At 43.9% G+C, this 23,942-nt stretch carries 26 protein-coding genes; 4 read left to right on the top strand and 22 right to left on the bottom strand.

The window, feature by feature from the left end; all coding sequences use genetic code 11:
* Nucleotides 1-140 precede the first annotated feature (140 nt).
* The 6 genes from ACYVRS_RS11755 to ACYVRS_RS11780 form a co-directional block, all read right to left on the bottom strand.
* Nucleotides 141-1,259 (bottom strand): BMP family lipoprotein, encoded by a 1,119-nt coding sequence (locus ACYVRS_RS11755; RefSeq protein WP_312499449.1) that lies wholly within the window; start codon nt 1,257-1,259, stop codon nt 141-143.
* A 63-nt stretch (nt 1,260-1,322) separates the two neighbouring features.
* The gene (locus tag ACYVRS_RS11760; RefSeq protein ID WP_054115678.1) at nt 1,323-1,721 is read right to left on the bottom strand and encodes a cytidine deaminase; all 399 of its coding nucleotides are present in this window, start codon (nt 1,719-1,721) and stop codon (nt 1,323-1,325) included.
* 46 nt (nt 1,722-1,767) lie between these two features.
* Complete coding sequence (deoC, locus tag ACYVRS_RS11765) at nt 1,768-2,430, bottom strand: deoxyribose-phosphate aldolase (protein ID WP_313537674.1); 663 nt, start codon at nt 2,428-2,430, stop codon at nt 1,768-1,770.
* A gap of 14 nt (nt 2,431-2,444) precedes the next feature.
* Nucleotides 2,445-3,746, bottom strand: a complete 1,302-nt coding sequence (locus ACYVRS_RS11770) for a pyrimidine-nucleoside phosphorylase (protein WP_461203396.1) — start codon at nt 3,744-3,746, stop codon at nt 2,445-2,447.
* A 123-nt stretch (nt 3,747-3,869) separates the two neighbouring features.
* On the bottom strand, nt 3,870-4,889 hold the full coding sequence (locus tag ACYVRS_RS11775; RefSeq protein ID WP_054115675.1) for a LacI family DNA-binding transcriptional regulator: 1,020 nt from the start codon (nt 4,887-4,889) through the stop codon (nt 3,870-3,872).
* A gap of 145 nt (nt 4,890-5,034) precedes the next feature.
* Nucleotides 5,035-5,640, bottom strand: a complete 606-nt coding sequence (locus tag ACYVRS_RS11780) for a class I SAM-dependent methyltransferase (RefSeq protein ID WP_313537695.1) — start codon at nt 5,638-5,640, stop codon at nt 5,035-5,037.
* A 198-nt stretch (nt 5,641-5,838) separates the two neighbouring features.
* On the opposite strand from ACYVRS_RS11780, the gene coaA reads away from it, so the two are divergent.
* Nucleotides 5,839-6,762, top strand: a complete 924-nt coding sequence (gene coaA / locus ACYVRS_RS11785) for a type I pantothenate kinase (protein WP_313537677.1) — start codon at nt 5,839-5,841, stop codon at nt 6,760-6,762.
* 76 nt (nt 6,763-6,838) lie between these two features.
* Entirely contained in the window at nt 6,839-8,404 is a 1,566-nt protein-coding gene (gene guaA, locus ACYVRS_RS11790; protein WP_461203397.1) for a glutamine-hydrolyzing GMP synthase, read from the top strand.
* 88 nt (nt 8,405-8,492) lie between these two features.
* Here the strand turns inward: guaA and ACYVRS_RS11795 are convergent, their stop codons facing one another.
* Nucleotides 8,493-9,650 carry a spr1629 family repressor/antitoxin gene (locus tag ACYVRS_RS11795; RefSeq protein WP_461203398.1) on the bottom strand — a complete coding sequence of 386 codons (1,158 nt, stop codon included), beginning with the start codon at nt 9,648-9,650 and terminating at the stop codon, nt 8,493-8,495.
* A 370-nt stretch (nt 9,651-10,020) separates the two neighbouring features.
* Between ACYVRS_RS11795 and ACYVRS_RS11800 the strand changes: the two genes are divergently transcribed.
* Complete coding sequence (locus ACYVRS_RS11800; protein ID WP_461203399.1) at nt 10,021-10,710, top strand: aspartate/glutamate racemase family protein; 690 nt, start codon at nt 10,021-10,023, stop codon at nt 10,708-10,710.
* A 398-nt stretch (nt 10,711-11,108) separates the two neighbouring features.
* Here ACYVRS_RS11800 and ACYVRS_RS11805 read toward each other — a convergent pair whose 3' ends face one another.
* The 5 genes from ACYVRS_RS11805 to ACYVRS_RS11825 form a co-directional block, all read right to left on the bottom strand.
* Entirely contained in the window at nt 11,109-11,489 is a 381-nt protein-coding gene (locus tag ACYVRS_RS11805; protein ID WP_312499797.1) for a DUF7006 family protein, read from the bottom strand.
* 634 nt (nt 11,490-12,123) lie between these two features.
* Nucleotides 12,124-13,416, bottom strand: coding sequence for an MFS transporter (locus ACYVRS_RS11810; protein WP_461203400.1), 1,293 nt, complete (start codon nt 13,414-13,416; stop codon nt 12,124-12,126).
* 158 nt (nt 13,417-13,574) lie between these two features.
* On the bottom strand, nt 13,575-14,195 hold the full coding sequence (locus ACYVRS_RS11815) for an NAD(P)H-binding protein (protein WP_461203401.1): 621 nt from the start codon (nt 14,193-14,195) through the stop codon (nt 13,575-13,577).
* The gene (locus ACYVRS_RS11820; protein WP_313539478.1) at nt 14,192-15,058 is read right to left on the bottom strand and encodes an aldo/keto reductase; all 867 of its coding nucleotides are present in this window, start codon (nt 15,056-15,058) and stop codon (nt 14,192-14,194) included. The genes ACYVRS_RS11815 and ACYVRS_RS11820 overlap by 4 nt, the downstream gene beginning before the upstream one ends.
* Nucleotides 15,059-15,134: 76 nt before the next feature.
* Entirely contained in the window at nt 15,135-15,554 is a 420-nt protein-coding gene (locus ACYVRS_RS11825; protein WP_313539480.1) for a MerR family transcriptional regulator, read from the bottom strand.
* 227 nt (nt 15,555-15,781) lie between these two features.
* On the opposite strand from ACYVRS_RS11825, the gene ACYVRS_RS11830 reads away from it, so the two are divergent.
* The gene (locus ACYVRS_RS11830) at nt 15,782-16,432 is read left to right on the top strand and encodes an SDR family oxidoreductase (RefSeq protein WP_313539482.1); all 651 of its coding nucleotides are present in this window, start codon (nt 15,782-15,784) and stop codon (nt 16,430-16,432) included.
* Between the two features lie 256 nt (nt 16,433-16,688).
* Here ACYVRS_RS11830 and ACYVRS_RS11835 read toward each other — a convergent pair whose 3' ends face one another.
* The 10 genes from ACYVRS_RS11835 to ACYVRS_RS11880 all read right to left on the bottom strand — a co-directional run bounded on the left by ACYVRS_RS11835 (nt 16,689) and on the right by ACYVRS_RS11880 (nt 23,942).
* Entirely contained in the window at nt 16,689-16,955 is a 267-nt protein-coding gene (locus tag ACYVRS_RS11835; RefSeq protein ID WP_054115659.1) for a helix-turn-helix domain-containing protein, read from the bottom strand.
* Complete coding sequence (locus ACYVRS_RS11840; RefSeq protein ID WP_313539487.1) at nt 16,933-17,301, bottom strand: type II toxin-antitoxin system RelE/ParE family toxin; 369 nt, start codon at nt 17,299-17,301, stop codon at nt 16,933-16,935. The genes ACYVRS_RS11835 and ACYVRS_RS11840 overlap by 23 nt, the downstream gene beginning before the upstream one ends.
* Before the next feature lie 79 nt (nt 17,302-17,380).
* Nucleotides 17,381-17,980, bottom strand: coding sequence for an alpha/beta hydrolase (locus ACYVRS_RS11845; protein WP_461203402.1), 600 nt, complete (start codon nt 17,978-17,980; stop codon nt 17,381-17,383).
* 17 nt (nt 17,981-17,997) lie between these two features.
* The gene (locus tag ACYVRS_RS11850) at nt 17,998-18,600 is read right to left on the bottom strand and encodes a flavin reductase family protein (protein ID WP_461203403.1); all 603 of its coding nucleotides are present in this window, start codon (nt 18,598-18,600) and stop codon (nt 17,998-18,000) included.
* A 20-nt stretch (nt 18,601-18,620) separates the two neighbouring features.
* Nucleotides 18,621-19,517: a VOC family protein gene (locus ACYVRS_RS11855; protein ID WP_461203404.1), complete on the bottom strand. Its 897-nt coding sequence runs from the start codon at nt 19,515-19,517 to the stop codon at nt 18,621-18,623.
* 10 nt (nt 19,518-19,527) lie between these two features.
* Nucleotides 19,528-20,490 carry a ring-cleaving dioxygenase gene (locus ACYVRS_RS11860; RefSeq protein ID WP_461203405.1) on the bottom strand — a complete coding sequence of 321 codons (963 nt, stop codon included), beginning with the start codon at nt 20,488-20,490 and terminating at the stop codon, nt 19,528-19,530.
* Nucleotides 20,491-20,505: 15 nt separating this feature from the next.
* Complete coding sequence (locus ACYVRS_RS11865; protein ID WP_461203406.1) at nt 20,506-20,928, bottom strand: MarR family winged helix-turn-helix transcriptional regulator; 423 nt, start codon at nt 20,926-20,928, stop codon at nt 20,506-20,508.
* Nucleotides 20,929-21,066: 138 nt separating this feature from the next.
* The gene (locus tag ACYVRS_RS11870) at nt 21,067-22,161 is read right to left on the bottom strand and encodes a bifunctional transcriptional activator/DNA repair enzyme AdaA (protein ID WP_461203407.1); all 1,095 of its coding nucleotides are present in this window, start codon (nt 22,159-22,161) and stop codon (nt 21,067-21,069) included.
* A 176-nt stretch (nt 22,162-22,337) separates the two neighbouring features.
* Complete coding sequence (locus tag ACYVRS_RS11875) at nt 22,338-22,853, bottom strand: glycosyl-4,4'-diaponeurosporenoate acyltransferase CrtO family protein (protein ID WP_461203408.1); 516 nt, start codon at nt 22,851-22,853, stop codon at nt 22,338-22,340.
* A 12-nt stretch (nt 22,854-22,865) separates the two neighbouring features.
* Nucleotides 22,866-23,942, bottom strand: a complete 1,077-nt coding sequence (locus tag ACYVRS_RS11880; RefSeq protein WP_461203409.1) for a glycosyltransferase family 2 protein — start codon at nt 23,940-23,942, stop codon at nt 22,866-22,868.

Raw genomic sequence — 23,942 nt, forward strand, 5'->3', positions numbered from 1 at the left:
CTATGGTCTAAAATAATGGCTATTGCTTTGGAAGATTACTATCCTCATGAAAACCTAAAGCTTTCATCAATACAGTAAACATCTATCAAAGAATGATTTTGCCCCATGAATGGGGCAAAACCATCACAGAATGACAAGGATTAGTCTTCTGGTGTTTCTGGAACTTCCACTTTACCGTCGATCACATCTTGTTTTGCTGTTTCGATTGCTGCTTTGGCATCGTCTGAAAGGTAACCTTCAGTAATGTCCACGCCGCCATCTTTCAAGCCGTAAACGATATGTTCGCCGCCAGGAAAGTTATCTTCTAATGCACGTGTTGAGATATCTTGTACTGCTGCGCCAACACCTTTTAATGTTGAAGCCAATGTGAAGTTATCGTCAGTACCATCAGCTGAAGTAAATGCACCTTCATCTTGTTGATCGCTATCTACACCGATAACCCAAACTTTTTTGTCTTCAAGATCCGCATCGCTCAATTGTTCGTTGATTGCTTTCGCTTCTTGGAAGACACCAGCACCAGTACCGCCTGAAGCGTGGAAGATCACATCCGCGCCACCTTGATACATTGAAGCAGCTAACGCTTTACCTTTGGCAGGATCGCCGAATGATGCTGCATATTCAGTTACAACTTCGATATCTTTGCCTAATGCTTCTGCCGCATCAGCCACACCAGTTTCGAAACCTGCTTGGAAACGGTCGATGACGACGCCTTCTTCACCACCGATGAAGCCGACTTTGTTTGTTTTTGTTGTATAAGCAGCTGCAAAACCTGCAAGGTATGCTGCTTCGTTGTCTTTAAACGTTGCTGAAACGACATTGTCTTTGCCTTCGATGACATCATCAATGATCCCGAATTGTGTATCAGGGTTTTGGTCAGCTGCTGCTGAGATCGCATCTTTCAATAGATACCCTACACCAAAGATTGTTTTGAAACCATTTTGAACGGCGCCACTTACGTTAGTTGTATATTCAGACGCTTCATTTGATTGCACATAGTCATAACCGCCAACACCACGAGCGATACTATGTTCTTCACCCCATGCTTCCAATCCTTCCCAAGCTGATTGGTTGAATGAACGGTCATCCACACCACCGATATCGGTTACGATCGCAACACTGTGTGCTGCATCAGTTGATCCTTCTGCTGCACTGCCGCCAGTTGAATCAGTTGAACCTGAGTTGCCGCTGCCGCAAGCACCTAGTAATGTTAAACCAGCTACTGCAACAATCCCTAAACTAAATAATTTTGCTTTTTTCATTGCTGTAAAGCCCCCTAAAATATAGTTTTTTATCAACAGCCGCATCGACTGAATGAACATGGTTTATAAATCTTTATTGGTAAAGTAATATGGCAATAACTCGCCAACCGTTGTTTCTTTGGTCACACCATTGTCACCGACCAAGGTAACAGGCATCGTTGGCTGACAAAACTCAACCATCACTTGGCGACAAGCGCCGCAAGGTGAGATTGGATCAGGTGTGTGGCCAGCCACAACTAAATGATCAAAGTCCTTTTCGCCCTCAGAAATAGCTTTAAAAAATGCAGTCCGTTCGGCACAGTTGGTTAACCCGAAAGATGCGTTTTCGATATTGATTCCTTGATAAACAGTCCCGCTTTTCCCTACCAAACAAGCACCTACTGGAAACTTAGAATAAGGCACATACGCTTTGTCTAAAGCAGCTACGGCTGTTTCGATCCATTCTTTTTTCGCTGTTGTCATGATAATCCTCGTTCTTTGCGTATTTTTCTTTTAGAAAAAGTGCTGATCAATAGCCGCCGCCAGTTGAGCCTGTGACAATGGCCACACTTGCGCTTGTTCCTAGACGGTTTGCACCAGCTTCAACCATTGCTGTAGCTTCTGCTTCATTATGGATTCCGCCCGAAGCTTTGACACCCATTTCAGGGCCGACTGTTTCACGCATCAAGCGTACATCTTCGATCACTGCGCCGCCCGTTGAGAAACCAGTAGATGTTTTGACAAAATCTGCCCCCGCCGCTTTGGCTAATTCACAAGCTTTGACAATTTCTTCATTGTCTAATAAAGCTGTTTCGATGATGACTTTGACGAGCGCTTTGTCCTTCGCTGCGGCAACTACAGCTTCGATATCTGCTTGGACTTTCTTATATTGCTTCGATTTCAATGCACCAATGTTGATCACCATATCGACTTCATCTGCCCCATTATTGATGGCATCTGTCGTTTCGTATGCTTTGACTTCCGATGTATTGGCACCTAAAGGAAAGCCGATCACTGTACAAACAGCTGTAGGTTCGCCTTGTAATTGTTCTGCTGCAAAAGCAACCCAAGTTGGATTGATACAAACAGAGTAGAAGTGATAGGTCTTCGCCTCTTCAATAATGCGCAAAACATCCTCTTCGCTGGCGTCCGCTTTTAGTATTGTGTGGTCGATCATTCGATTCAATTCCATGGTTTATTCGCTCCTTATTCTGTAATCACGTCGTGGATCATTGGCGGTTCAGCGCCTTCATCCCCAATTTCAATGTTTGCTTCGATCAATGCAATGACTTCATCAATGGCTTCGGTATTGCTGTAGATAGTCAGAAGGGATTCTCCTTCAGACACTGCTTCCCCGACTTTTTTGTGGAGCTTGATCCCTACTGCATGATCGATATCTTCTTCTTTTGTTTTACGTCCAGCCCCTAACATCATGGCTGCGATCCCTAATTCATTGGCCACAAGTTTCGTTACGACGCCGTTGGTTTTGGCTGGCAGTTCAACTTCATACTGCGCAGTCAAAATGTTGCTTGGTTCGTCGATCACTGAGGCATCGCCCCCTTGATTAACGATCATTTCTCGAAACTTAGACAATGCTTTGCCGGAATGGAGCGCTTCGGACAACATTTGACGGGCTTCATCTATCGAGTCAGCTTTCTTAGCCAAAACGACCATTTGACTGCCTAACACATAGCACATCTCAGTTAAATCTTCCGGTCCGTTTCCTTGTAAGGTTTCGATGGCTTCCACTACTTCTAGACTATTGCCGATTGCTTCACCTAACGGTTGGGACATGTCTGAAATGACTGCCATCGTTTGTCGATTGGCTAATTTGCCGATACGGACCATTGTTTTGGCCAAACGTTTGGCATCATCAATATTTTTCATAAAGGCGCCGTCACCGGTCGTAACATCTAAGACGATCGCATCAGCACCTGCCGCGATTTTCTTGCTCATGATCGAACTCGCAATCAATGGAATCGAGCTGACTGTTGCTGTCACGTCTCGCAAGGCATACAATTTCTTATCTGCTGGTGCCAGATCTCCGGATTGGCCAATGACCGCCATTTTGCTTTCATTGACTAAGCGAATAAATTCTTCTTCCGGAATTTCGATTTTAAAACCTGGGATTGCTTCTAATTTGTCTAACGTACCACCTGTATAGCCTAAGCCGCGACCAGACATCTTTGCTACTGGTACACCAACACTTGCAACTAAAGGCGCTAAGATCAAAGTGGTCGTATCTCCCACACCACCGGTTGAATGTTTGTCTACTTTGATTCCTTCTATCGAAGAAAGGTCGATCACTTCGCCAGAATTGGCCATCGCCAACGTCAAATTTGTGATCTCCTCATCTGTCATATCTACATAGTAAATAGCCATCAACAAGGCGCTCATTTGATAATCTGGGATACTTCCTTCAGTATACGCAGTTACAATGTAGTCAATTTCTTCCTTCGTTAATGACTTGCCGTCACGTTTCTTTTCAATTAAATCCACCATTCGCATCGAAATGACCCTCGCTTCCTCTAACATTATACAATAATTTTCTCTCTGGTAAACCACTTTAGTAAAACGGTTTACCGAATACAAGAAAACGATGAAAACACTTACAAGAAGAAATATACCGCATTATTCCTTGCTTGTCAATGTCTTCACGCTCTCACGAATAATTAATTTTGTATCAAAAATCTTATTTGGAATACGACGCGTTGGAAACTCGATCGCATCGACTAAAAACTTGGCTGCGGTAAAGCCAATCTCGAACGTTGGCTGCATCACCGTCGTCAATGGCGGCGTGATATATTCAGATAACTTCAACGCATCAAAACCGATGACTGAGATGTCTTCTGGTACTTTTTTGCCTGTTTCATAAATTGCTTGATAACAACCAATCGCCATCGCATCGTTGCCACAGAAAAAAGCGGTGATTTCTTTATACTTCAGCAACGCTTTCGTCGCTTCATAGCCGCCCGATACGGTCAGTTCTTCACTCTCTACATATCTTCCCTTAAATGGAATCTGATGATCTTTTAACGCATGACGATAACCGTTGAAACGTTCTTCTAATTGATAGTAGCCAGTGCTTTCCTTCAGCATACCAATATTGCGATGGCCATTCTTGATCAAATAACTGACCGCTTGATAGGCCCCTTCATACTCCTTGACGATCAAACGGCCATTGTCCCGCTGATTGATGCCACGGTCGACAAGAATGATCGGACGATCGGCAAAGAAGCCACTTTTCAATGAATATTCTTCTGGCAGTAAATGTGGCGTTGCCAACAAAATCCCGTCGACTGAACGATGAGACAACTCATTCAAATATTGGATCTCCTTTTCTTGGCTATGGCGAGAATTGCATAACACCAGCATGTATCCTAGGGGATTAAAGTAGCTTTCCGCCCCTTCAATGATTTTAGAAAAAAAGAAATCCGTCACATCAGGCACGATCATACCGATCGTCTTGGAATGGCGGTTGATTAGATTTGAAGCAAAAAAATCTGGCTTATAATGGTATTTGTTGACAATATCTAATACCCGTTTGCGGGTCTCTTCACTAAACCGGCTGCCTTTGTTGTTTAAGATCTGAGACACCGTCGTGACAGACACACCTGCCATTTCAGCAATCTGCTTGATGGTCATTTTCATACTTCTCACCTCTCTTGCCTAAAGTGTAGCAAATTTTGAACCAAAAAAATAGCACCCTTTCTCAGCCGACGATACTTTCTTTTTTCGCTGACACTAAAATGTCAGCAATTTCGGGGTGGCCGACGATAAAAAAGTATCAAGGAGGCTAGGCCTCTTTGATACTTTGAATGATGTAATAGCCTTTGTCCTTCTTGATGATCTCTGCATTCCCGAAGGTTTCTTGCATTTTCTTTTGGGCACTAGGTGCGCCTTGTTTCTTTTGGATCACGATCGTCAGCGTCCCATCGATTTTCAGCAACGGATAGGCCCCTGTCAAAATTTCATGTACGACATCTTTACCCGCACGGATCGGCGGATTGCTAAGGATCGCTGCATATGCTTTTTGGTGCAACGTTTCATAGATATTCGATTGATGGATATCGACTTGTTCGATGCCGTTTCGTTGGGCGTTTCCCACAGCCAACTCCACCGCTCGTTGGTTGATATCGATCATCTCCACAGGTCTTTGGCTAGCATACGCTAATGACAAACCGACCGGACCGTAGCCGCAGCCAACGTCTAGCAACGCCCCTTCTGGTAACTGTGCCCACTCAAAAGCATCGATCAACACACGGGAACCATAATCGACTGTATCCCGAGAAAACACCCCGCTGTCTGTCACAAACTGAAACATTTTGCCCTTTAGTTCAAAGGACCACTGTTCAAATTGATGGGCTGTATCGGGATTTTCTGTATAATAATGATTACTCATCGTCATTTCCTTTCTTTCTAGACAACTATTGCTGCTTTTTTGCAATCTTAACAGAGATTTTAGGTCTTTTCTAGTGGAAGCTGTCTTTTCTATGGTAAACTATTTTCGAGCAGAAGCAAGCCGCCGCCTGAATAAGACAGCCGATTGCCGATGACCGGTTTGACTTCATTGAACCGTGCTGTAAAGAAGGAGCCTATTATGCAAGAAACTATGAATTTTTACCAAATTCCTCGTGAGCAATGGCAAGGTTTTTATACCAACGGCATGATGCCATTTACCCAAGAAGAATTAGACAATATCAAAAGTTTGAACGACCGGATCTCCGTTCAAGATGTAGAAGATGTGTATGTGCCACTCTGTCATTTGATCCATTTGTATATGAAAGAATTCGAATCATTGACCCTCAGCAAAGGACTTTTCTTGCACCGTTATGTCAAAATGCCGCCGTTTATCATCGGCATTGCTGGAAGTGTCGCCGTGGGCAAAAGCACCACCGCGCGATTGGTCCAAAACTTATTAGGACGCCTCTTCCCTAGACGCAATGTCCAGCTGATCACCACTGACGGATTCTTATACCCGAATGAAGTATTGGAAGCACGTGGCAGCTTAGACCGTAAAGGCTTCCCTGAGAGTTATGATATGGAAGCTTTGATCAATTTCTTGAATGCTGTAAAGTCTGGCGAACCAGATATCAAGATTCCTATGTATTCACATGAAGTCTACAATATCGTCCCCGATGCCTACGAAATGATCAGCCAACCAGATATTTTGATCGTGGAAGGGATCAACACGTTGCAATTGCCTGCTAATCAACAAATCTATATCAGTGATTTCTTTGATTTCTCGATTTTTGTGGACGCACAACCTGAACTAATCGAAAAATGGTACCTAGAACGCTTCGAGTCGTTGTTGGACACAGCTTTCCAAGATCCGAGCAATTATTATTACCAATATGCCATCGGTGACCGGAAAGAAGCGATCAAAATGGCAAAAGAAGTATGGAAAAATGTGAATTTAAAGAATTTACACGAGTATATCTTGCCTACACGCAGCAGAGCCGATATAATTCTTCATAAAACCAAGCACCATTTGATCGATGAAGTGTTCTTACGCAAGTATTGATCCCTTCCATTATGTTATGCTGTTGAAAGGACCATTCCTTTTTCAATAAAAATTAAAAGAATTGAGGTAATTTATTGTGACAAACGTTGACAACTTGCCAAACGTCGAAAAAATTATCGTACTCGATTACGGTAGTCAGTACAACCAGCTGATTACGCGCCGAATCCGCGAGTTCGGTGTTTTCTCTGAATTATTGAGCCACCGCATTACCGCTGAAGAAGTTAGGGCCATGAATCCAAAAGGGATCATTCTTTCTGGTGGACCAAATAGCGTCTATGACGAAAACTCTTTCGGTATCGATGAGAAAATTTTTGAACTAGGCATCCCAGTTCTGGGTATCTGTTACGGTATGCAGTTGATTACTTATAAACTAGGCGGCAAAGTAGAGCCCGCAAAAAACCGTGAATATGGCAAAGCAGAATTAGAAGTCTTGTCTTCGGATGCAGCTTTGTTCCAAAACACACCAGACAAACAAACGGTTTGGATGAGTCATGGCGATTTAGTGACAGCCGCACCTGCTGGATTTGACGTAGTCGCGACAAGCAAGGACTGCCCAATCGCATCGATCCAAGATGCAGCCCGCAAAATGTACGGCATCCAATTCCACGCAGAAGTGCGCCATTCTGAATACGGCAATGATTTGCTGCGCCATTTCGCGATCGATGTCTGCGGATGTACTGGCGATTGGACCATGGATAACTTTATCGATATGGAAGTAGCCAAAATCCGTGAACAAGTCGGTGACAAAAAAGTCTTGCTTGGCCTTTCCGGCGGTGTGGATTCTTCTGTTGTCGGTGTCCTTTTACAAAAAGCGATCGGCGACCAATTGACCTGTATCTTTGTGGATCATGGTTTATTGCGTAAAGATGAAGGCGAACAAGTGATGGAAAGTTTAGGCGGTAAATTTGGTCTGAACATCATCAAAGTTGACGCCAAAGAACGTTTCATGTCTAAATTGGCCGGCGTTTCTGATCCTGAACAAAAACGTAAAATCATCGGGAATGAATTTGTCTATGTCTTTGATGACGAAGCAACAAAATTGGCCGGTGAAGAAGGCGTGTCATTCTTAGCGCAAGGTACCCTTTATACCGACGTGATCGAATCAGGCACTGAAACAGCACAAACCATCAAATCGCATCATAACGTGGGTGGTTTACCTGAAGACATGCAATTCAAATTGATCGAGCCATTAAACACATTATTCAAAGATGAAGTCCGTGAATTAGGGACCCAACTTGGCATGCCTGACAGCATCGTTTGGCGCCAACCTTTCCCTGGTCCTGGTTTAGGTATTCGTGTCTTAGGTGAATTAACCGAAGAAAAACTGACAGTCGTCCGTGATTCTGATGCGATCTTAAGAGAAGAAATCGCCAATGCTGGTTTAGACCGCGACATCTGGCAATATTTCACTGTCTTGCCTGGCATCCGCTCTGTTGGTGTGATGGGTGACGGCCGGACTTACGATTATACTGTCGGTATCCGTGCAGTAACCTCTATCGATGGCATGACTGCTGACTTTGCCCGAATCCCTTGGGATGTCTTGCAAAAAATCAGCGTGCGGATCGTGAACGAAGTCGCTCACGTAAATCGGATCGTGTATGATATTACGAGTAAACCACCTGCTACTGTGGAGTGGGAATAATCGAACGAAAAAGCTTGAGAACACTGACCAATCAGTGTTCCCAAGCTTTTTTAAACCACTAATTCTGCCATAGCTCTCCATAACCATCTCAAAACTCAACCCTCAACACATTATTCAAATCGGTAAATTTATCTTGCTCCTCAAATGGCGCAAAAAAAGCAGGTTCAATCGAAAACATTTCTTCCAGAAGTTGTCTTTGGCATTTAAACTCATTTTCTATTCTCTGCAAGTCAGTTAATTTATTCGTTAAAATCAAATTGAAGATACTCCTGATTTTCCCTGGACGTTTTAGCGTGATTTCTTTGTCCAAAGGTTCCTCTTGTCTGTAATCTCTGAGTGCAATTTGACGATAAAAATAACTGTGTTGCTTTGGAGTGAGGAAACCTAGTTTATAGGCTCTCATTTCCAGCGCCTGAATTGAAACATTGTACTTTAATTTCAATGGTGCATAGCTATCAGGATTTGATATTTTTTTCAATTGTTTATATTCCGATTGTATTATTTCGTTGGGCAGTAAAAAGCATGAAGCAAAATAATCAGCTTCTCTTTCTTTCAATTGTCTTTCTGTCTTATCCAACACCCCAAAATCAACATGCGCAAGCAATAGCAAATGACCTAATTCGTGCGCTAAATCGAAATTTCGTCTTACTGCCGACTTCTTTATGCCAAGCACGATAATAGGTATGTCTTCTGTAGACCATGCACTATAGGCATCTGCTTTTCCGCCTATATTCTTTTCTAAGACATAAATACCTGATTTTTCTAAGGACAATAAAAGATTGCTATTGTCCTGATAAATACCCAAGAACCTTCTTGCCTGCTCTGCAGCGGCTTCAATTTTCGCATTGAGTCCTCCATCATTGAGCCATTTGAAGCTTTCTTTTCTAAGCGCTAATAAAGTGTTAGGGGGAACATTTACAAATGATTCAAGATAGTTGATCATTTTGGCAGCGATATTTAAGTAAACAACTTCACTATTGATTTTCTTTCTCGAAGATACATCTGCTTTTCGATAGGCAACATTTGTTTCAAAGAAAGTTTGCTCCACAATAAATTCTTCAAAGAAGAAATCTGATCGTACTTGTAATATATCTTTCATTTTAAGAATATTTTCAAAGGACGGTTCTATCATCTGCTTTTCAAATTGCCAAATAGATTGTTCTGACACATTGAGCTTTTCACCAAGTTCTTTGCGTGAGAGTCCTTGCAACATTCTAACAACTTGCAGATTTTTACCATGGAACATGTTTATTCTCTCCTTTTCACTACGATGAGAACTAGTTAGCTACTTCTTTTTTCTCTTTAGGTACTGTGATCTCATACTCTTCAGACTGAATGATTTCTTCTTTCTCACCTACAACTATTGAATACTCTTCCTCCTCCATCATAATAGATGAGGTTTAAATAAACTACGACAAAAATCATCTTTTTTTAAAAGTAAACCTGCATCTATATATTCAACCCCTCCCCCACACCGCCCCCTTCTAAAAAATCAAACAGATCTTCGCAAATTTTTCGTGGTATCATAAGCATAGTTCTCAAATAAGATATAATTGCGCACATATCTTATCTATACAATACACACAACATCTAAACAAAAAACAAAGGAGGCGCCCATGAAAACCATCGGACTATTAGGCGGTATGAGTTGGGAAAGTACCATCACCTATTGTCAACAGATCAACAAACAGATCAATGAAGCACTTGGTGGTCTGCATTCTGCCCAGATTCTATTGGCGAGTGTAGATTTTGAGGCAATCGAAGCCTGTCAGAAGAACAATGAATGGGAAAAGAGCGGTGAGATCCTGGCTGGCTATGCCCAATCCTTGGAACGAGCTGGCGCTGACTTTTTGCTGATTTGTACCAACACGATGCACAAAGTAGCCCCTCAGATCCAGCAAGCGATTTCGATTCCTATCATTCATATTGCCGATGCGACTGTCACAAATCTGCAGGCGAAACAGATCAAGAAAGTCGCGTTGCTAGGAACAACCTATACCATGACGCAAGATTTTTACAAACAACGGGTGATCGATCAAGGCATCGACGTGCTGATTCCAGATGAGGCAGCGATCTCTGAACTCAATCGCATCATCTTTGATGAGTTGTGTCATGGTGTCATCAAAGAAACATCGAAAGCCACATTTCTCCGCGCGATTCGAGATTTACAGAAACGCGGCGCTGAAGGCGTGATTTTAGGCTGTACGGAAATTGGCCTGCTGATTGAACAACCTGATGTCGATCTGCCAGTCTTCGATACGACACTGATCCATGCTAAGGCGGCGGTTGAACTGGCATTGTCCTGACTATCCTTATAAAAAAGCGCCAAATGATTTTGATTTCCAAGAGATGCCTTATCTTTTCTTTCCACAAAAAGTACCTCAACACATCATTGGACACATGATGTGTTGAGGTGCTTTCCTATCTGAAAAAATATTATAGCTCTCCTAAAAACTGTCCCAGTTTGGGACGGATTTAATGCAAAAGCGATGACCCATCTCTACAAATAGTAAAGAATCTCGATTAAGGATTAGACAACATATGTAATAGAGGCAAACGGTGTCTACGCAACATCATTTTTGCCTATATGCGATTTGCCAAGAAAACTTGCAAAAAGCCGACTGAACATCGGCTTCCTGCACATTCTTCGCCTGTTCAGTTTTGTCATAAACATAAACGATACGGCCAGATCTGGAGATACCATCTATCGATCTTCACTTAAATAGATCAGGCCCCATGGAGGTGGTGTGCTCATATTGTAGCCGGATAATTCCCTATAATAGCATTTTTTGTCTGTTTCAACCATTTCGATAAATGCTTCTTCCTCAAATGATTCTATAAAATCTTCTTTGCTTTGGTCAAGACATTCCACAATAATCTGCAGTTGTGCGTCAATTGCCAAAAGTTTGGACATCTTTTCAAACAAAGAGAGTTCTTCTTGTTGATAGTGGGTCATAAACTGTGCAGATAACGTTTGGTAAAACATATAAATTTTAGGGTACTTACTAGAACATCGACTTTTTTTGATGATTTCGTCAAAATAATATAAATATTCTTTAGGTGTATCAATTTGATTGACATTCATAGTTTTTAGACCCTCCTTTCATTATTCTATACTGCTTAATCCTTACCTAGTGCCAATTCATTTTTGTCTTAAAGCCATCAAGGATACGACCGACTACTCTTTATGTAGATCTGTGGCACATACTCTTAAAGAACCAGCGCACCCTAATCAACAACGTTACCAGAGTTTTTCCAAAAGAATATGCGCCATTTCTTTCGATCTGTTTATCCACCCCTTTACTCCATCTGTCTCAAAACCCTTCGTTTTCAAAAAATAAAATAACTGAATGTTGTTTAAAAAAAGCAACTGTAATCTAATCGTGTTTGTAAATAAATCTTTGAAAAATAAGACCTTATTTATTCATCCTCATTAACGAAGGTTTTTTAGAATAACGTGTTTGAACTATAATTATGATCAAACTTTGTTACAAATCAAACAATATAGCATATGATAAAAAATTAAAAATCAATAATTTCACTATTTAGTGAAAATATTGATAAGACGTTTATCTCAATTCATTCAAATAATATCTGTTATCTATCGAAATGCCTCCATTTCCGGTTTTGGAACCAAAAAAGCACCGGCTTCTTACTATTCATAGAAGAAGCTGGTGTTTAAATTGCCTATACTAAGCAAAAGATTTCTTACTATTATCTTACTCATTGACCAATATCCCAACGACAATACATGCGATTACAGTAAATCCAACCAGCCACCACATCTCTTGATGAAATACTTGTGTGGTGGTTACGATGATCGAAAGCCCGATCGGCCCGCCGATTTGGTGCATCATATTGGTGACGCCACTGGCGATACCCGCCATTTCATCTGAAGCTTCATGGACACCAGCTGCGGTTACTGGCGCCAAAATCAACCCTTGACCGATACCTAAAATGAGCATTGGCAAGAAAATTGCCAGCCAGTACCCTTTTGTAGTGTCGGTCAATGCCAGTGCAGCAAGGCCAGCTGCCAAAATCACTTCTCCCAGCAGCAAGACTCTATAATTGCCAAATTTTGCCGTCACTCGCGGCAGCTGCAACGCTACAATGAAATTGACGATCGTTAATGGCAAAAAGGCCAACCCTGATTCGAAGGCGCTAAAGCCGTACTGACTTTGCATCATTTGTGGCAGGAAAAACCATAAGGGCAGCATTGCCATCATGAACAACAATCGTGTGAAATAGGCGCCTAAGCGGATCTTGTTTTTAAACAGGACCAAGGGCAAGATGGGTGATGCACAGCGAGATTCCCAATAGAGAAAGAGCACCAGCAAGACAATGCCTAGACTGAAGATCCACCACATTGATTCAGTGAGGCCATAAATGATGCCCACCAAACTGAATACCGATAAGATACTGCCTAAATAATCGATTTTTCCCGTTTTGACAGGGGTTGCGTGAATGTATTTCATTGTCAGCAAGATCAATAGGAGGGTGAATGGCACATTGATCAAGAAACCAGCGCGCCAGGAAATCAAACTAGTCAAGCCACCTCCTACCAGCAAGCCTACACTTGCGCCAATCCCTGCGGTCGCACCGTAGTAAGCGATGGCTTTTTGCCGCATGGTGCCTTGATACGCATCCATGATCAAAGCCAATGTCGTTGGTGCAATGATCGAACTACCGATCCCTTGCAAAGCCCGCATGAAAATCATGGTTGTCGCATCTTGCGCACTGCCGATCAGAAAAGAACTGATGGCGAAGATGGTCAAGCCAATCAAAAAGATTCGCTTTCTACCGAGCAAGTCAGATAACCGGCCACTCAGTAATAAAAAGCCGCCAAATGTTAGGGTGTAGGCACTTGATACCCACGAAAGAGCGGTAGCGGTTAAATGTAAACTTTGTCCGATCTCGATCGAACTTGTAAAAATAATGGAATTGTCCATCAAAATCAAAAAATAAGCCAATAATGTAATTGGCAGGATGATACCAAATCGTTGTTTGTTCAATTGATTCCCTTCTTATCCTATCTCGATGGTGTCTAACCATCCTCGATTGTTTGTGTTGCTGTCAGCTCGTATGCTTATTTTCTGTATCAATTTAAAATAGGAGGCCATGAAGCGGCCCCCTATACAGGATCGTTTAGCGCGTATCAGGAGCTAGATCTTCAATAAAAATCAGGTTTCGTTTTATATTCTGAGCCGGGTTCCCATAAACCAATACTGGCACGGTGGTCTTCCCGCTTGCCAGTGAGGGTGTCCAAGACAAATTGTGCGATCGCTTTTCTGGTCACATGTGCGCCCAGAAAAGGGGCACCTTTGGGACTAGCAACATAATCCTTGCGCTGGCCATTATACAACCAGGTCATTCGCAAATAGACATAATCAAGATCACTTGCTTCGAGGGCTTCGATGCCGCGACCTTTGGCCACAGCTCCGCCCATCATGCGGGTATTCCATGCAGCAAAGGGTTCTGCTACTTCACCGTAGACACTTAAAACCCCTGCTTGAATGATTCGCCGAATGCCCGTTTGGTGCATCGCAGTGATCACCAATTCTGTGATTGCTTTGTCATCAAAATTCATATAGACGATGTCTTGGCCTTGCATCGCTTCTACCAAGTCTGACAGTTGGTCGGCTTGGCCCGTGATTTTCCGTAAACCATCATAAGGCAGCGTATCAGCATGACGACCAAATAGTGTCACAGTGATAGCTGGTTGTGCCTGCAATAGCGGAATCAAATAACGAGGGATTTGGCCACCCGCACCAATGATCAATACACGGGTCATTTTTCTGTATCCAGCATACGATTCATGAACCATTCGACTTGTTGTGGTGCATCGTGGTCGAAGAAAGCCGATTCCTGTTTGTCCAATGCCGTGATTTTCGCGATGTCTTCTTCTGTTAAGGCAAAATCAAAGATATCAATATTTTCGGCCATGCGTGCAGGACGGACGGATTTTGCCAACACGACAATCCCTCTTTGTATCAGCCAACGCAAGACAACTTGTCCTGCCGTCTTGCCATATTGCGCGCCGATTTCTGTCAATACGGGGTCTTGGAACAATCCATGACGGCCTTCCGCAAAAGGCGCCCAGGCTTCGATCTGCACGCCATATTTGTCGTGCCATACTTGGTCTTCTTCCCGTTGATACCATGGATTGACTTCGATTTGATTGATTTGCGGTTTGACCTCGGTCAGTCCAACAAATTCAATCATTTTGGCAGATTTGAAATTGGAGATGCCAATTGATTGGACTTTGCCCGCTTTTTGGGCCGCCGCCAATGCGCGCCAAGCACCATAAACATCACCATAAGGTTGATGGATCAAGTAGAGATCCAAGTAAGTCAACTGCATCACTGCTAAAGAATGGTCGATCGTTGCTGCTGCTTTGTCCTCAGGTGTTTGCAAAATGAACAGTTTCGATGTGACAAACAAATCTTCTCTGGTCACGATCTCTTCTTTGATGGCCCGAGCGATGCCTTCGCCGGTTTCTTTCTCATTGCCATAAACAGCTGCTGTATCAATCAAGCGATACCCTGCTTTGATTGCTTCGTATACTGCTTCGGCTGTTTCTTCCAAAGGTATTTGGTATACGCCAAACCCTAATTGCGGCATTTCTACACCGTTATTCAATGTCATTGTATGCATCGTATATCCTCCTTTATTCTTCAGTACAGTCACTACTCTAAACCTTGAAGTCCACTACAACGCAAGGGAAATCTCTTTATTTTTTTCGTTCCCATAATTTTTCTACTTTATCTGGTCTTCTCTCGCCGGCTTTGAATTTCGCAATATGGTCATCATAGGTATCGATTTTGTATACCAACAACTCTTTGACTTCCTGCATGTCTGCCAATTTTTTGTCCAACTCATCCAATTGATCATAAAGAATCTGCTTTTGGGCAGCCTCCACGTTTTGGGTTTCTCGCAACTGTGCCAATTGGGCAAACTCGATCAATGATTCTACAGATAAGCCTGCATTACGCAGATTTTTGGCCAAATAGATCCAATTCAAATCATTTGTGTTGTATTCCCGATACCCGCTGCTGTTGCGATGCACCGGTGGAATCACCCCCACACGTTCATAATAGCGGAGCGTGTCTGTACTCAAGGCAAACATTTCTGCAGCTTTTTTGATATTCATCTTCTCGACCTCCTCTATGGTCTTTATCATAAACCTTGGTGTGTACGCCAAGGCAAGCAAAAGACGACAAATCATAAAAAATAAACTTGCTATCGCTCATATATGCAGCAATCCACATCATTTGTCAGCCTTCTTTCTGCGTGCTATGCTTGACATGGTTCCTTTAAACGGACAGATTCGTACGAGACGGATCAAGCAACAGACAGAAAAGATAAAGGAGAATGGATATGAAGATTTTATTTATTGGTGCTTATGGAAAAGTTGGACAACACTTTGCAGACCTAGTCAGCGACCATGCTGCTATCAGCGAGAAAGCATTGATCAGAAATCCTGACCAAGTCGCTTTCTTTGAAGAACGAAACATTGAAACCGTCCTATTAGACATTGCTACCAGTTCGATCGATGAGATTGCCCAAGCCGCAGCAGGTGTTGACGCGATCATCTTTAGCGCTGGTGCGGGAGGAAAAGGATTGGAAAAAACATTTGCTGTCGATTTAGATGGTGCAGTCAAAGCAATGGAAGCTGCAAAAAAAGCCGACGTTTCACGCTTTGTCATGGTCAGCACGTTCCGCGCGGATCGAGAAGAACTGCTGAAAGAAAACAGCTTGCGCTCTTATACGATTGCCAAATTTTATGCGGATGAATGGCTGCGGAATCGGACAGATCTGGATTGGACGATCGTTCACCCTGGTGGGTTAACCGATGAACCTGGCACAGGGAAAGTGACCGTTGGCAAGCGCAATGCCTATGGGCCAATCTCACGAGCAGATGTCGCAGCAACCCTAGTGGCCGTTTTAGAAAATAAGGATACGATAGGCAAAGAATTTGAAGTGATCAATGGTGAGACTGGGATCGTAGAGGCAATTGGGTCTTTGTAGCACATCATTTGCTTGCGGATATTTGATAAGGTCACACGAATACAAAAATCAATGCACACTTCCTGCTAGGTAAGATTCCTTATCTAACAGGGCGTGTGCATTGATTTTGATCTATTTAGTTTCTATTACTGGTTAAGGGGATACATCTTACATCTTATATTTTTACCTTTTCTCGCTTTTCAAGTACGAATAAATTTATTTTCATTTTATCAATTTTTTAAGAAAAGTTTGTTTAAAGAAGTGGTTGCCAAGTTCGTTAAGCAAATTCTACTACTAGTTTTTTGCCTAACGCTCTAGCAATATCATCCAGTTTATCAAATGAAACGTTATCTCCTCTTTCGATTCTAGCGATTGTAGCTTGCGTTGTATGTGCTCTTTGTGCAAGCTCGGCTTGCGTGAGCCCTGCCTCTTCGCGGGCATGATAGAGAGCGACTGCCGTACTAAGTTTTCTTCCTTCTCGATCATATGCTTCTAAAAATTCACTATCTTTCTTCTTTTCTTCAATCACATCTTTGATCAGCATGAGCAAACCACTCCTCTCTCAGTTCTTTTGCATGATTTAATTCATTTATTGGCGTTTTTTCGGCTTTCTTGGTGAAGCCATGGGTGATTACATATCTTCCATGTATCACATGAAAATATATCGCTCTTTGTATATTCGATCCTACCTTACTTCTCAACTCATATAAATTGGTGTCTAATTTCTTCACCCATTTCAAACGTTGCGCTACAAGCATACCATTTCTTTCTGTTTCTTCAATCGTACGCAAAAGTTTTGCACTATCTTTTTTGGGTAATGTTTCTAACCATTCTAGAAATTCGTCATGACCGTTAGGCCGCTTATACGTCTCAAATGATATTTTATTCATACTCAATTATATCATATATTTTTATTTTTATCCAATTCAGCATATAATGTGTTACTTTAGCAAGTCCTTAGCTTTCATTTCACCTAAATTTCGCCAACCATGCTTTCGATTCTGCCACTTCTTGATACGTCAACTGATGACTCGGTGTCCAACTATCTGTGACTGTTGCTTGGCGATCTGTGAAAAGTTTTCTGACATAGGCGGCATCTGTCGCTGACACGATGGGATCATGGGAGCCAAAACTCATAAAGACGCGCGTCTGAGCGATACCCCCAGCTGGTAGGTCTTTGACAGGGTACATTGCATGATACAATATGGCTTTGTTAAAGACGGAAGGCTGGGTCAGCAAGAGCCGGATGGCGATGTTGGCGCCATTCGAGTAGCCAACAAGCACCACTTTATCCATAGCAAAGTCGTAGGTTGCTGCCGCATCTTGGATCGAGGCGGCCAATGCATCCCCCCGTTGTGCCAGATCTGCTTCATCATAGATACCTTCTGCCAATCGTTTGAAGTAACGGCGCAGACCGTTCTCCAGCACGTCCCCTCGAAAACTGAGGAGAGATGCTTCTGGAGAAAGCGTGCGACCAACGTCCAGCAGCGAATGTTCGTCACCGCCTGTGCCATGTAACAACACCAGCACCGGTGCCTCTGGTTGTCCTGCTTGGTATAGGGCGTGCATCATTTGTCCTCCTTTATTCACTCCGGTCGTTTGATATCGAACATTTCGCCAATCGTGGCGTATGTATTGCCGGCCAAGCGACTGACCGCCTGTAAGCCGGAGGGATCGATTTTCCCTTCTTGATAAATACTTTCATCAATTTGATAGGCCGTTACTTGAAACAACAATAAATCAACTTGACTGCCTGCCTCAATGGGCACATGCTGATACAACTTGGTCTCAAAACGTACTTTCGCTTCCTTTAAACCAGGAACCGCAATCGTTGCGGAGGGAACTGTCGTAAAATCGGCAACTGTCAATTCGCTCTCACCAGCTGGTAGTTGCGCGGCAGTTTGATTGGCGGCGGCTACATTATCTTGATCCAAAATGTGTATGACCGCTTCTTTGGTCGCTAGGACATTCCGCGCCGTATCTTTGGCTGCGCCCTCTTTGCGCTGGACTGCAATCGATACGATGGCAGGGTCAGAACTGACGATCGTAAAGAAACTGAAAGGCGCGATATTGAGGACACCGGATTCAGACAGTGTCGTCACAATGGCTACCGGTCTTGGAATCACAGAGCCAATCAACAGCTTATAATTTTCTTTTTGGGTCAACGTCGCTGGGTCTATTTGTCGCATATCTGCTCCTTTCTGCTGCATCAATCGATGTGCAGCTGTGGTAAATGGGCCATAATATCGTTGCGCTGTGCCTCAAACTGCGGCGGCAACATCAATTTTTCTCCAACTGAAGCCAGCGGTTCATCCACCAAGAATCCTGGTGCCTCTGTGGCTATCTCAAAAATGATCGATCCTCGTTCTTGGAAATAAACAGCGTGAAAGTAGTTGCGGTCTTTGACCTCTGTCACCCCATATTGTTCTCCGTGCAGATACGTTTGCCATTCTTTTTGGGCAGCATCAGTTGGTACTGACCAGGCAATATGATGCACAGTGCCGACACCCCAACGCCCTGCTGGCATGGCCTGGTGCGGCACAACGATCTCATGTTGCCATTTGCCCACGGTTTGGAAGTGACTGCTGGTATCTGTTTCCTTGATCAGTTGAAGGCCTAGATCTTGCGTTAAGGTTTGACTCGTGGCTGCTGGTTGTGCCGATAACAGCACCGCCCCATGAAAGCCCAAAATAGCAGGTGTGTCTGCTGATTCTTCGGCTTCGACCAACGCCAAAGCCAAATCATGGGTGTCTGCGAGTACCAATGTTTTTTGATTGAATAGGGTACTTTCTTGTACCTGAATCCCCGCGGTGGTCAACTTTTCTTGCCAATAGTCACTTGTACCTTTCGGAATACGAAAAGCAATGCGCCCGACTTGACCACTGCCCACACGCCCTGCATGCGCATTAGCCCATGGGAAAAAGGTGATGATCGTGCCGTTGTCGATTGCCTGATTGCTGTAATATAAATGGTAGGTGTAGGGATCATCAAAATTGACGGTCTGTTTCACCAAGCGCAAGCCTAATACGTCACGGTAAAAGGCGACATTGGCTTGTGGATCGCCAACGATCGCAGATATATGATGGATATGATCGATTGGTTGCATGGGCGGCTCCTTACTGCCGTACTGTATTGAAAGGTGTGATCACGCCTTCGATATAGTCGCGTTTATTTTCTAAAAATGGGGCTAAAGATAGTTTCTCACCAAGCGTTTCATACGGTTCATCCCCCATGAAACCTGGTTCATCCGTGGCAAGTTCAAAGAGAATATGACCGATACGGACATACAGTGACTCAAAGTAATAACGATCGACATAGCCTGAATTGCTTAATCCTAGATTGTCAAAAACTTCTTGCCAGACTGCCAAAGAGGCCCGATCTGCTAAACGAAAAGCGACATGATGCACTTCACCATCCCCTTGCTGCGCTTGCGGACTTGTCGCATCTTCGATCAAGACGATTTGCCCACCGTTGCCGCCTTCCCCCACGGACAACAATGCCTGGTTGGCTTCTTGGGCAATGGTTTGAAAGCCAAAGACATTTTCCAACAGGCCTTTAAAATCTGTGAAGTACGATACTGTGATTTCTACTGGACCTAATCCATAGATAGCAAATTCTAGTGGCACTGGGCCTTTCTTCCATGGTGTACCTGCAGCGACACCGTGGTTCTCTTCATCAGAGATCAATTGGTACGCTTGCTGGTCAAAGTCCCAAAAGCGCAAGACTTTTGTGCCAAAAACCGTCGTTACTGCTTCATGTTTGACTGAGAAGGTATCCAGTCGTTGGGCATAATAGTCTAATGCTGCATCAGAAGGGACACGAAAACTGGTTCTTGTGATTGCATTGGTTCCTTTACTGCCTCTTGACGTCTGTGGAAAATCAAAAAAAGTCATCGTCGTTCCCGGTGTACCAATGTCATCCGCGAAGTAAGTATGATATGTATAGATATCGTCTTGGTTGACGGTCTTTTTGACCAAGCGCATCCCTAGAATATCCGTAAAAAAGTGATAGTTCCGTTCAACGTCACTGGTCATTGCAGTGACATGGTGTACTCCTAATAATTGGTCTTGTGTTCTCATGATAGCTCCCCTTTTCTATGGTTGTTTGATTTTTCGTAAGGTCGATTTTAATGTCGTCAATTCTTCCGTACTGATAGCGTCAAATAGCTGTTCGATCTGCTGCACGTGAGAAGGAAAAATTGCATCCATCAACGTTTTTCCCGATTCGGTCAAAGAAACCAAACTGATGCGTTGGTCGTGTGGGCTGTGTTGTCTTTGCACATGGCCTTTTTTCTCTAACTGATCAATGACATAGGTCGTTGTACTGCTGGCAATCAAAATTTTCTCTTTAATAGCCTGAGTCGCTTGGGTGCCTCGATGATACAACAGTTCCATCACTGAAAATTCGGTGATATTCAATCCATAACAGCGGACATCTGCTTTGGCCATTTGTGCTAATTGATTGGCTGTTCGAAGCAATCCGATATAGGCAGTTAATGCTGCTTCTTGATGGGTCATATCATTCACCTCATTTATTTCGAATTCGAGATAATCTTAACTTACTTTTTGTAAGTTGTAAACGAATATGCTTATACGGAATTAGCAAAATACGCATACCAGCGACCAACGTGCTGTGTATGCGTATAGAAATCAGGATCAACGGGCCGAGGCAATTGGTACGGTGCTTGGTTCTGACAGTGACTGGGCCATTTTTTGCTCCAGTGCCAGTAGCCATTTTTTGCGTTCTAGTCCGCCGCCATAGCCGCCAAGGGTGCCATCGCTATTGATGACACGGTGACAAGGAATCAAAATCGACAGCTGATTCTTGCCGTTGGCATTCGCCACAGCGCGGCTGGCTTTGTCATTGCCAATGGCTTGTGCCAATTGTTTATAGGAATACGTTTCTCCAGTGTTGATCTGCAGCAGTTGCTGCCAGACTTGTTGTTGAAAAGGCGAACCGACCATCGCCAATGGAACGGTAAAGATCATCCGCTGTCCATTAAAATATTCACTGAGCTCTTGTGTCAACAGTTGGATAATCTCCGTCTGTTGCGGGATGATGACTGCATTCAAGCGTTTGCGCAGCATCATGATTTCTGTTTCCAATCCTCGCCGATCAACAAATTCCAGCAAATACAGCTGTTCATGGTCACTGATCGCAAGCATCGCCCCTAATTTGGTTTCAAGCCATGTAGAATACAGGACGCGCTTTTCTTTGCTATTGGAAGGCAACTCCCCCATGATTCTGGCAAAAGCATCCCGAAACCCATTGCCTGAATCAAAGCCCGCCTCCAATTGGGCATCGATGATGGGTTCGCCCTGACGGATATGTTTGAAAGCTAGGCCCAGTCTGCGGGCGCGGGAATATTCAATGAAAGTCATACCAAAATATTTTTTGAATTGTCGGCGGACAGTATTCGGGTGGATCGCCAAGGAATCAAAGTCTTTATCCGTCCATTTCCTTTCTGGATTGGCTTCTACAGCATCCACTAGTCGTTGGACATCTGGCGACAGATAACTTGGCGCACTCAGGGGCTTGCATCGCTTGCACGGACGATAAGAAGCCAACAAGGCCTCCTGGGCATCGCCGAAAAATTCGCAATTCTTTTTTAATGGTTTTTTGGCGGGACAGGTGGGGCGGCAAAAAACACCGGTCGTCTTGACGCCTACATAAAAAATACCTTCATACTGCGAATTCTTTTCTACCAGCATCTCATAATAATGGTCGATCTGGGTCAATTCTGTGATCATGTTGATTCCTCCCCTAAGTAGGTTCTGAGCTGCTGCCCAAAAGCTGTAGTCATAGTTGTCACCCTTTCTTCTGTGTATCTGTACTGTACACGAAAGAGACATCGGCTATCCCACCAAAATTAACACCTATTTTTTTAATTCCCATCGGCACCTGCAAAGAAACAAGCGCCCTCTTGTCAATTCTCTTGAAGAGATGCCCTTGTTTGCATCGCCGATGATCTGTGATAGAGCCTTCGCACACGTGGTCGGTTGTAGCGCTGGATCAAAATAAACGGCAGGTTGACAAGGAGTGCATAGACACAATTGAGCAGTGCTGCCCACAGTGGGTTCCATAAGAAAAACACCCCTGCGGCAAAGAGCAGCAACCAGTGTGTCAGTTCCGCACGACAAGTTTCTAACATGAACTGATAAAGATACGCACCCTCTTTTCTCTTTGTCATACGCGACTTATCAAATCCGCGGCTGTCGATTTGCGTCCCTTCCGGCAGGCGGTCTTTCCATCGTGCGACGCGGAAATATGTTTGCCAAAACTTCCCTTCTTTTTCAAAAGAGAATGAACGAAACCATGCCGCATGTGCCGCGAAAAAAGCCAACGGCACTTGACGTATTCCCCAAGAAATCCCGAGATGCAAACAACCCCATGCCAAAATATCTACTAGCAACAGCATAATAGGGTGCGTGATGATCAACATCTGATTTCCCTCCTAAAGATGGATTTTGCGGTCTTTCCAGACAACTGATTTTCGAATATAAGTCTGGATCGCCGACCAGGCAAATAAACAAAGAAAAAAACAGAAATAGCCTGGAAACAAGATGAGCAGGTCCCTACGAAAAGTCCCCACGCGTTTGGCAAAATAGACGTTTTGTCCATAAAAGACTGCGTAACAGACAGCTGCAATGGGCCATGAGTAGAGCAGGCCAACACAGGGAATCGTGCTATTGCCGATGAGCCAAAGAATGATCCCCACCATCAGTCCCGGATTCGTGACTTGAGCAGCTGTGGCGAAGTCTTTGGTCCATCCTTGGATCAATTGTTTGAATCCTTTGGGATACATGCGAAAAGCCAGCAGCCCACGGCCCCCATACAAATGGATTGGCCGTTGCGCAGCCATAAATCGCTTGGCCAAGGCGATATCGTCTAAAATCCCTAGTGCCATATCCTGATGGCCAGCTACTTCTTGATATGCCTGTTTCGTACACAGAAGACATGGACCAAACGCACCACCTGCTTTGACTGATTCACCAAAGACAGAAAATCTGTTCAAGCCAGCCATGAGGACAACGTTAAAGACATAAGAGAGTTGCTCATAGACTTTTGGCACGTGATGATAAGGCTGAACACTCATGAGTCCTTGGTTGCCTTTGTTCTGAAAAGCGGCCACGATCTGGGAAATGCCTCCCGTTGTCAAAAACGCTGTATCGGCATCAAGAAACAACAGCAATGTGCCAGTTGCCGCTTGTGCCCCTTGCCAACATGCGGCAGCTTTGCCGGGCTGATCGGTTTTTGTCGCCAATACGGTTGCCCCGAAGCGCTGTGCCACAGCCTGAGTTTGATCTGTCGATCCATCATCGATCACTAACACTTCATGGATGTCGATCTGTTGGGCTTGCAGCGATCGAAACAACTGGGGCAAGTTAGCCGCTTCGTTTCGGGCAGGAATAATGATCGATAGACGATCAGGCATGTCCGCCGTTGTGTCTTTGGGTACGTACCCACGTCGGCCAAACACCAGCCAGCCACTGAACCAGGCCAACAACCAACCTACAAGCCAGAGATACAT

This window comes from Enterococcus salsurae (assembly GCF_054784955.1).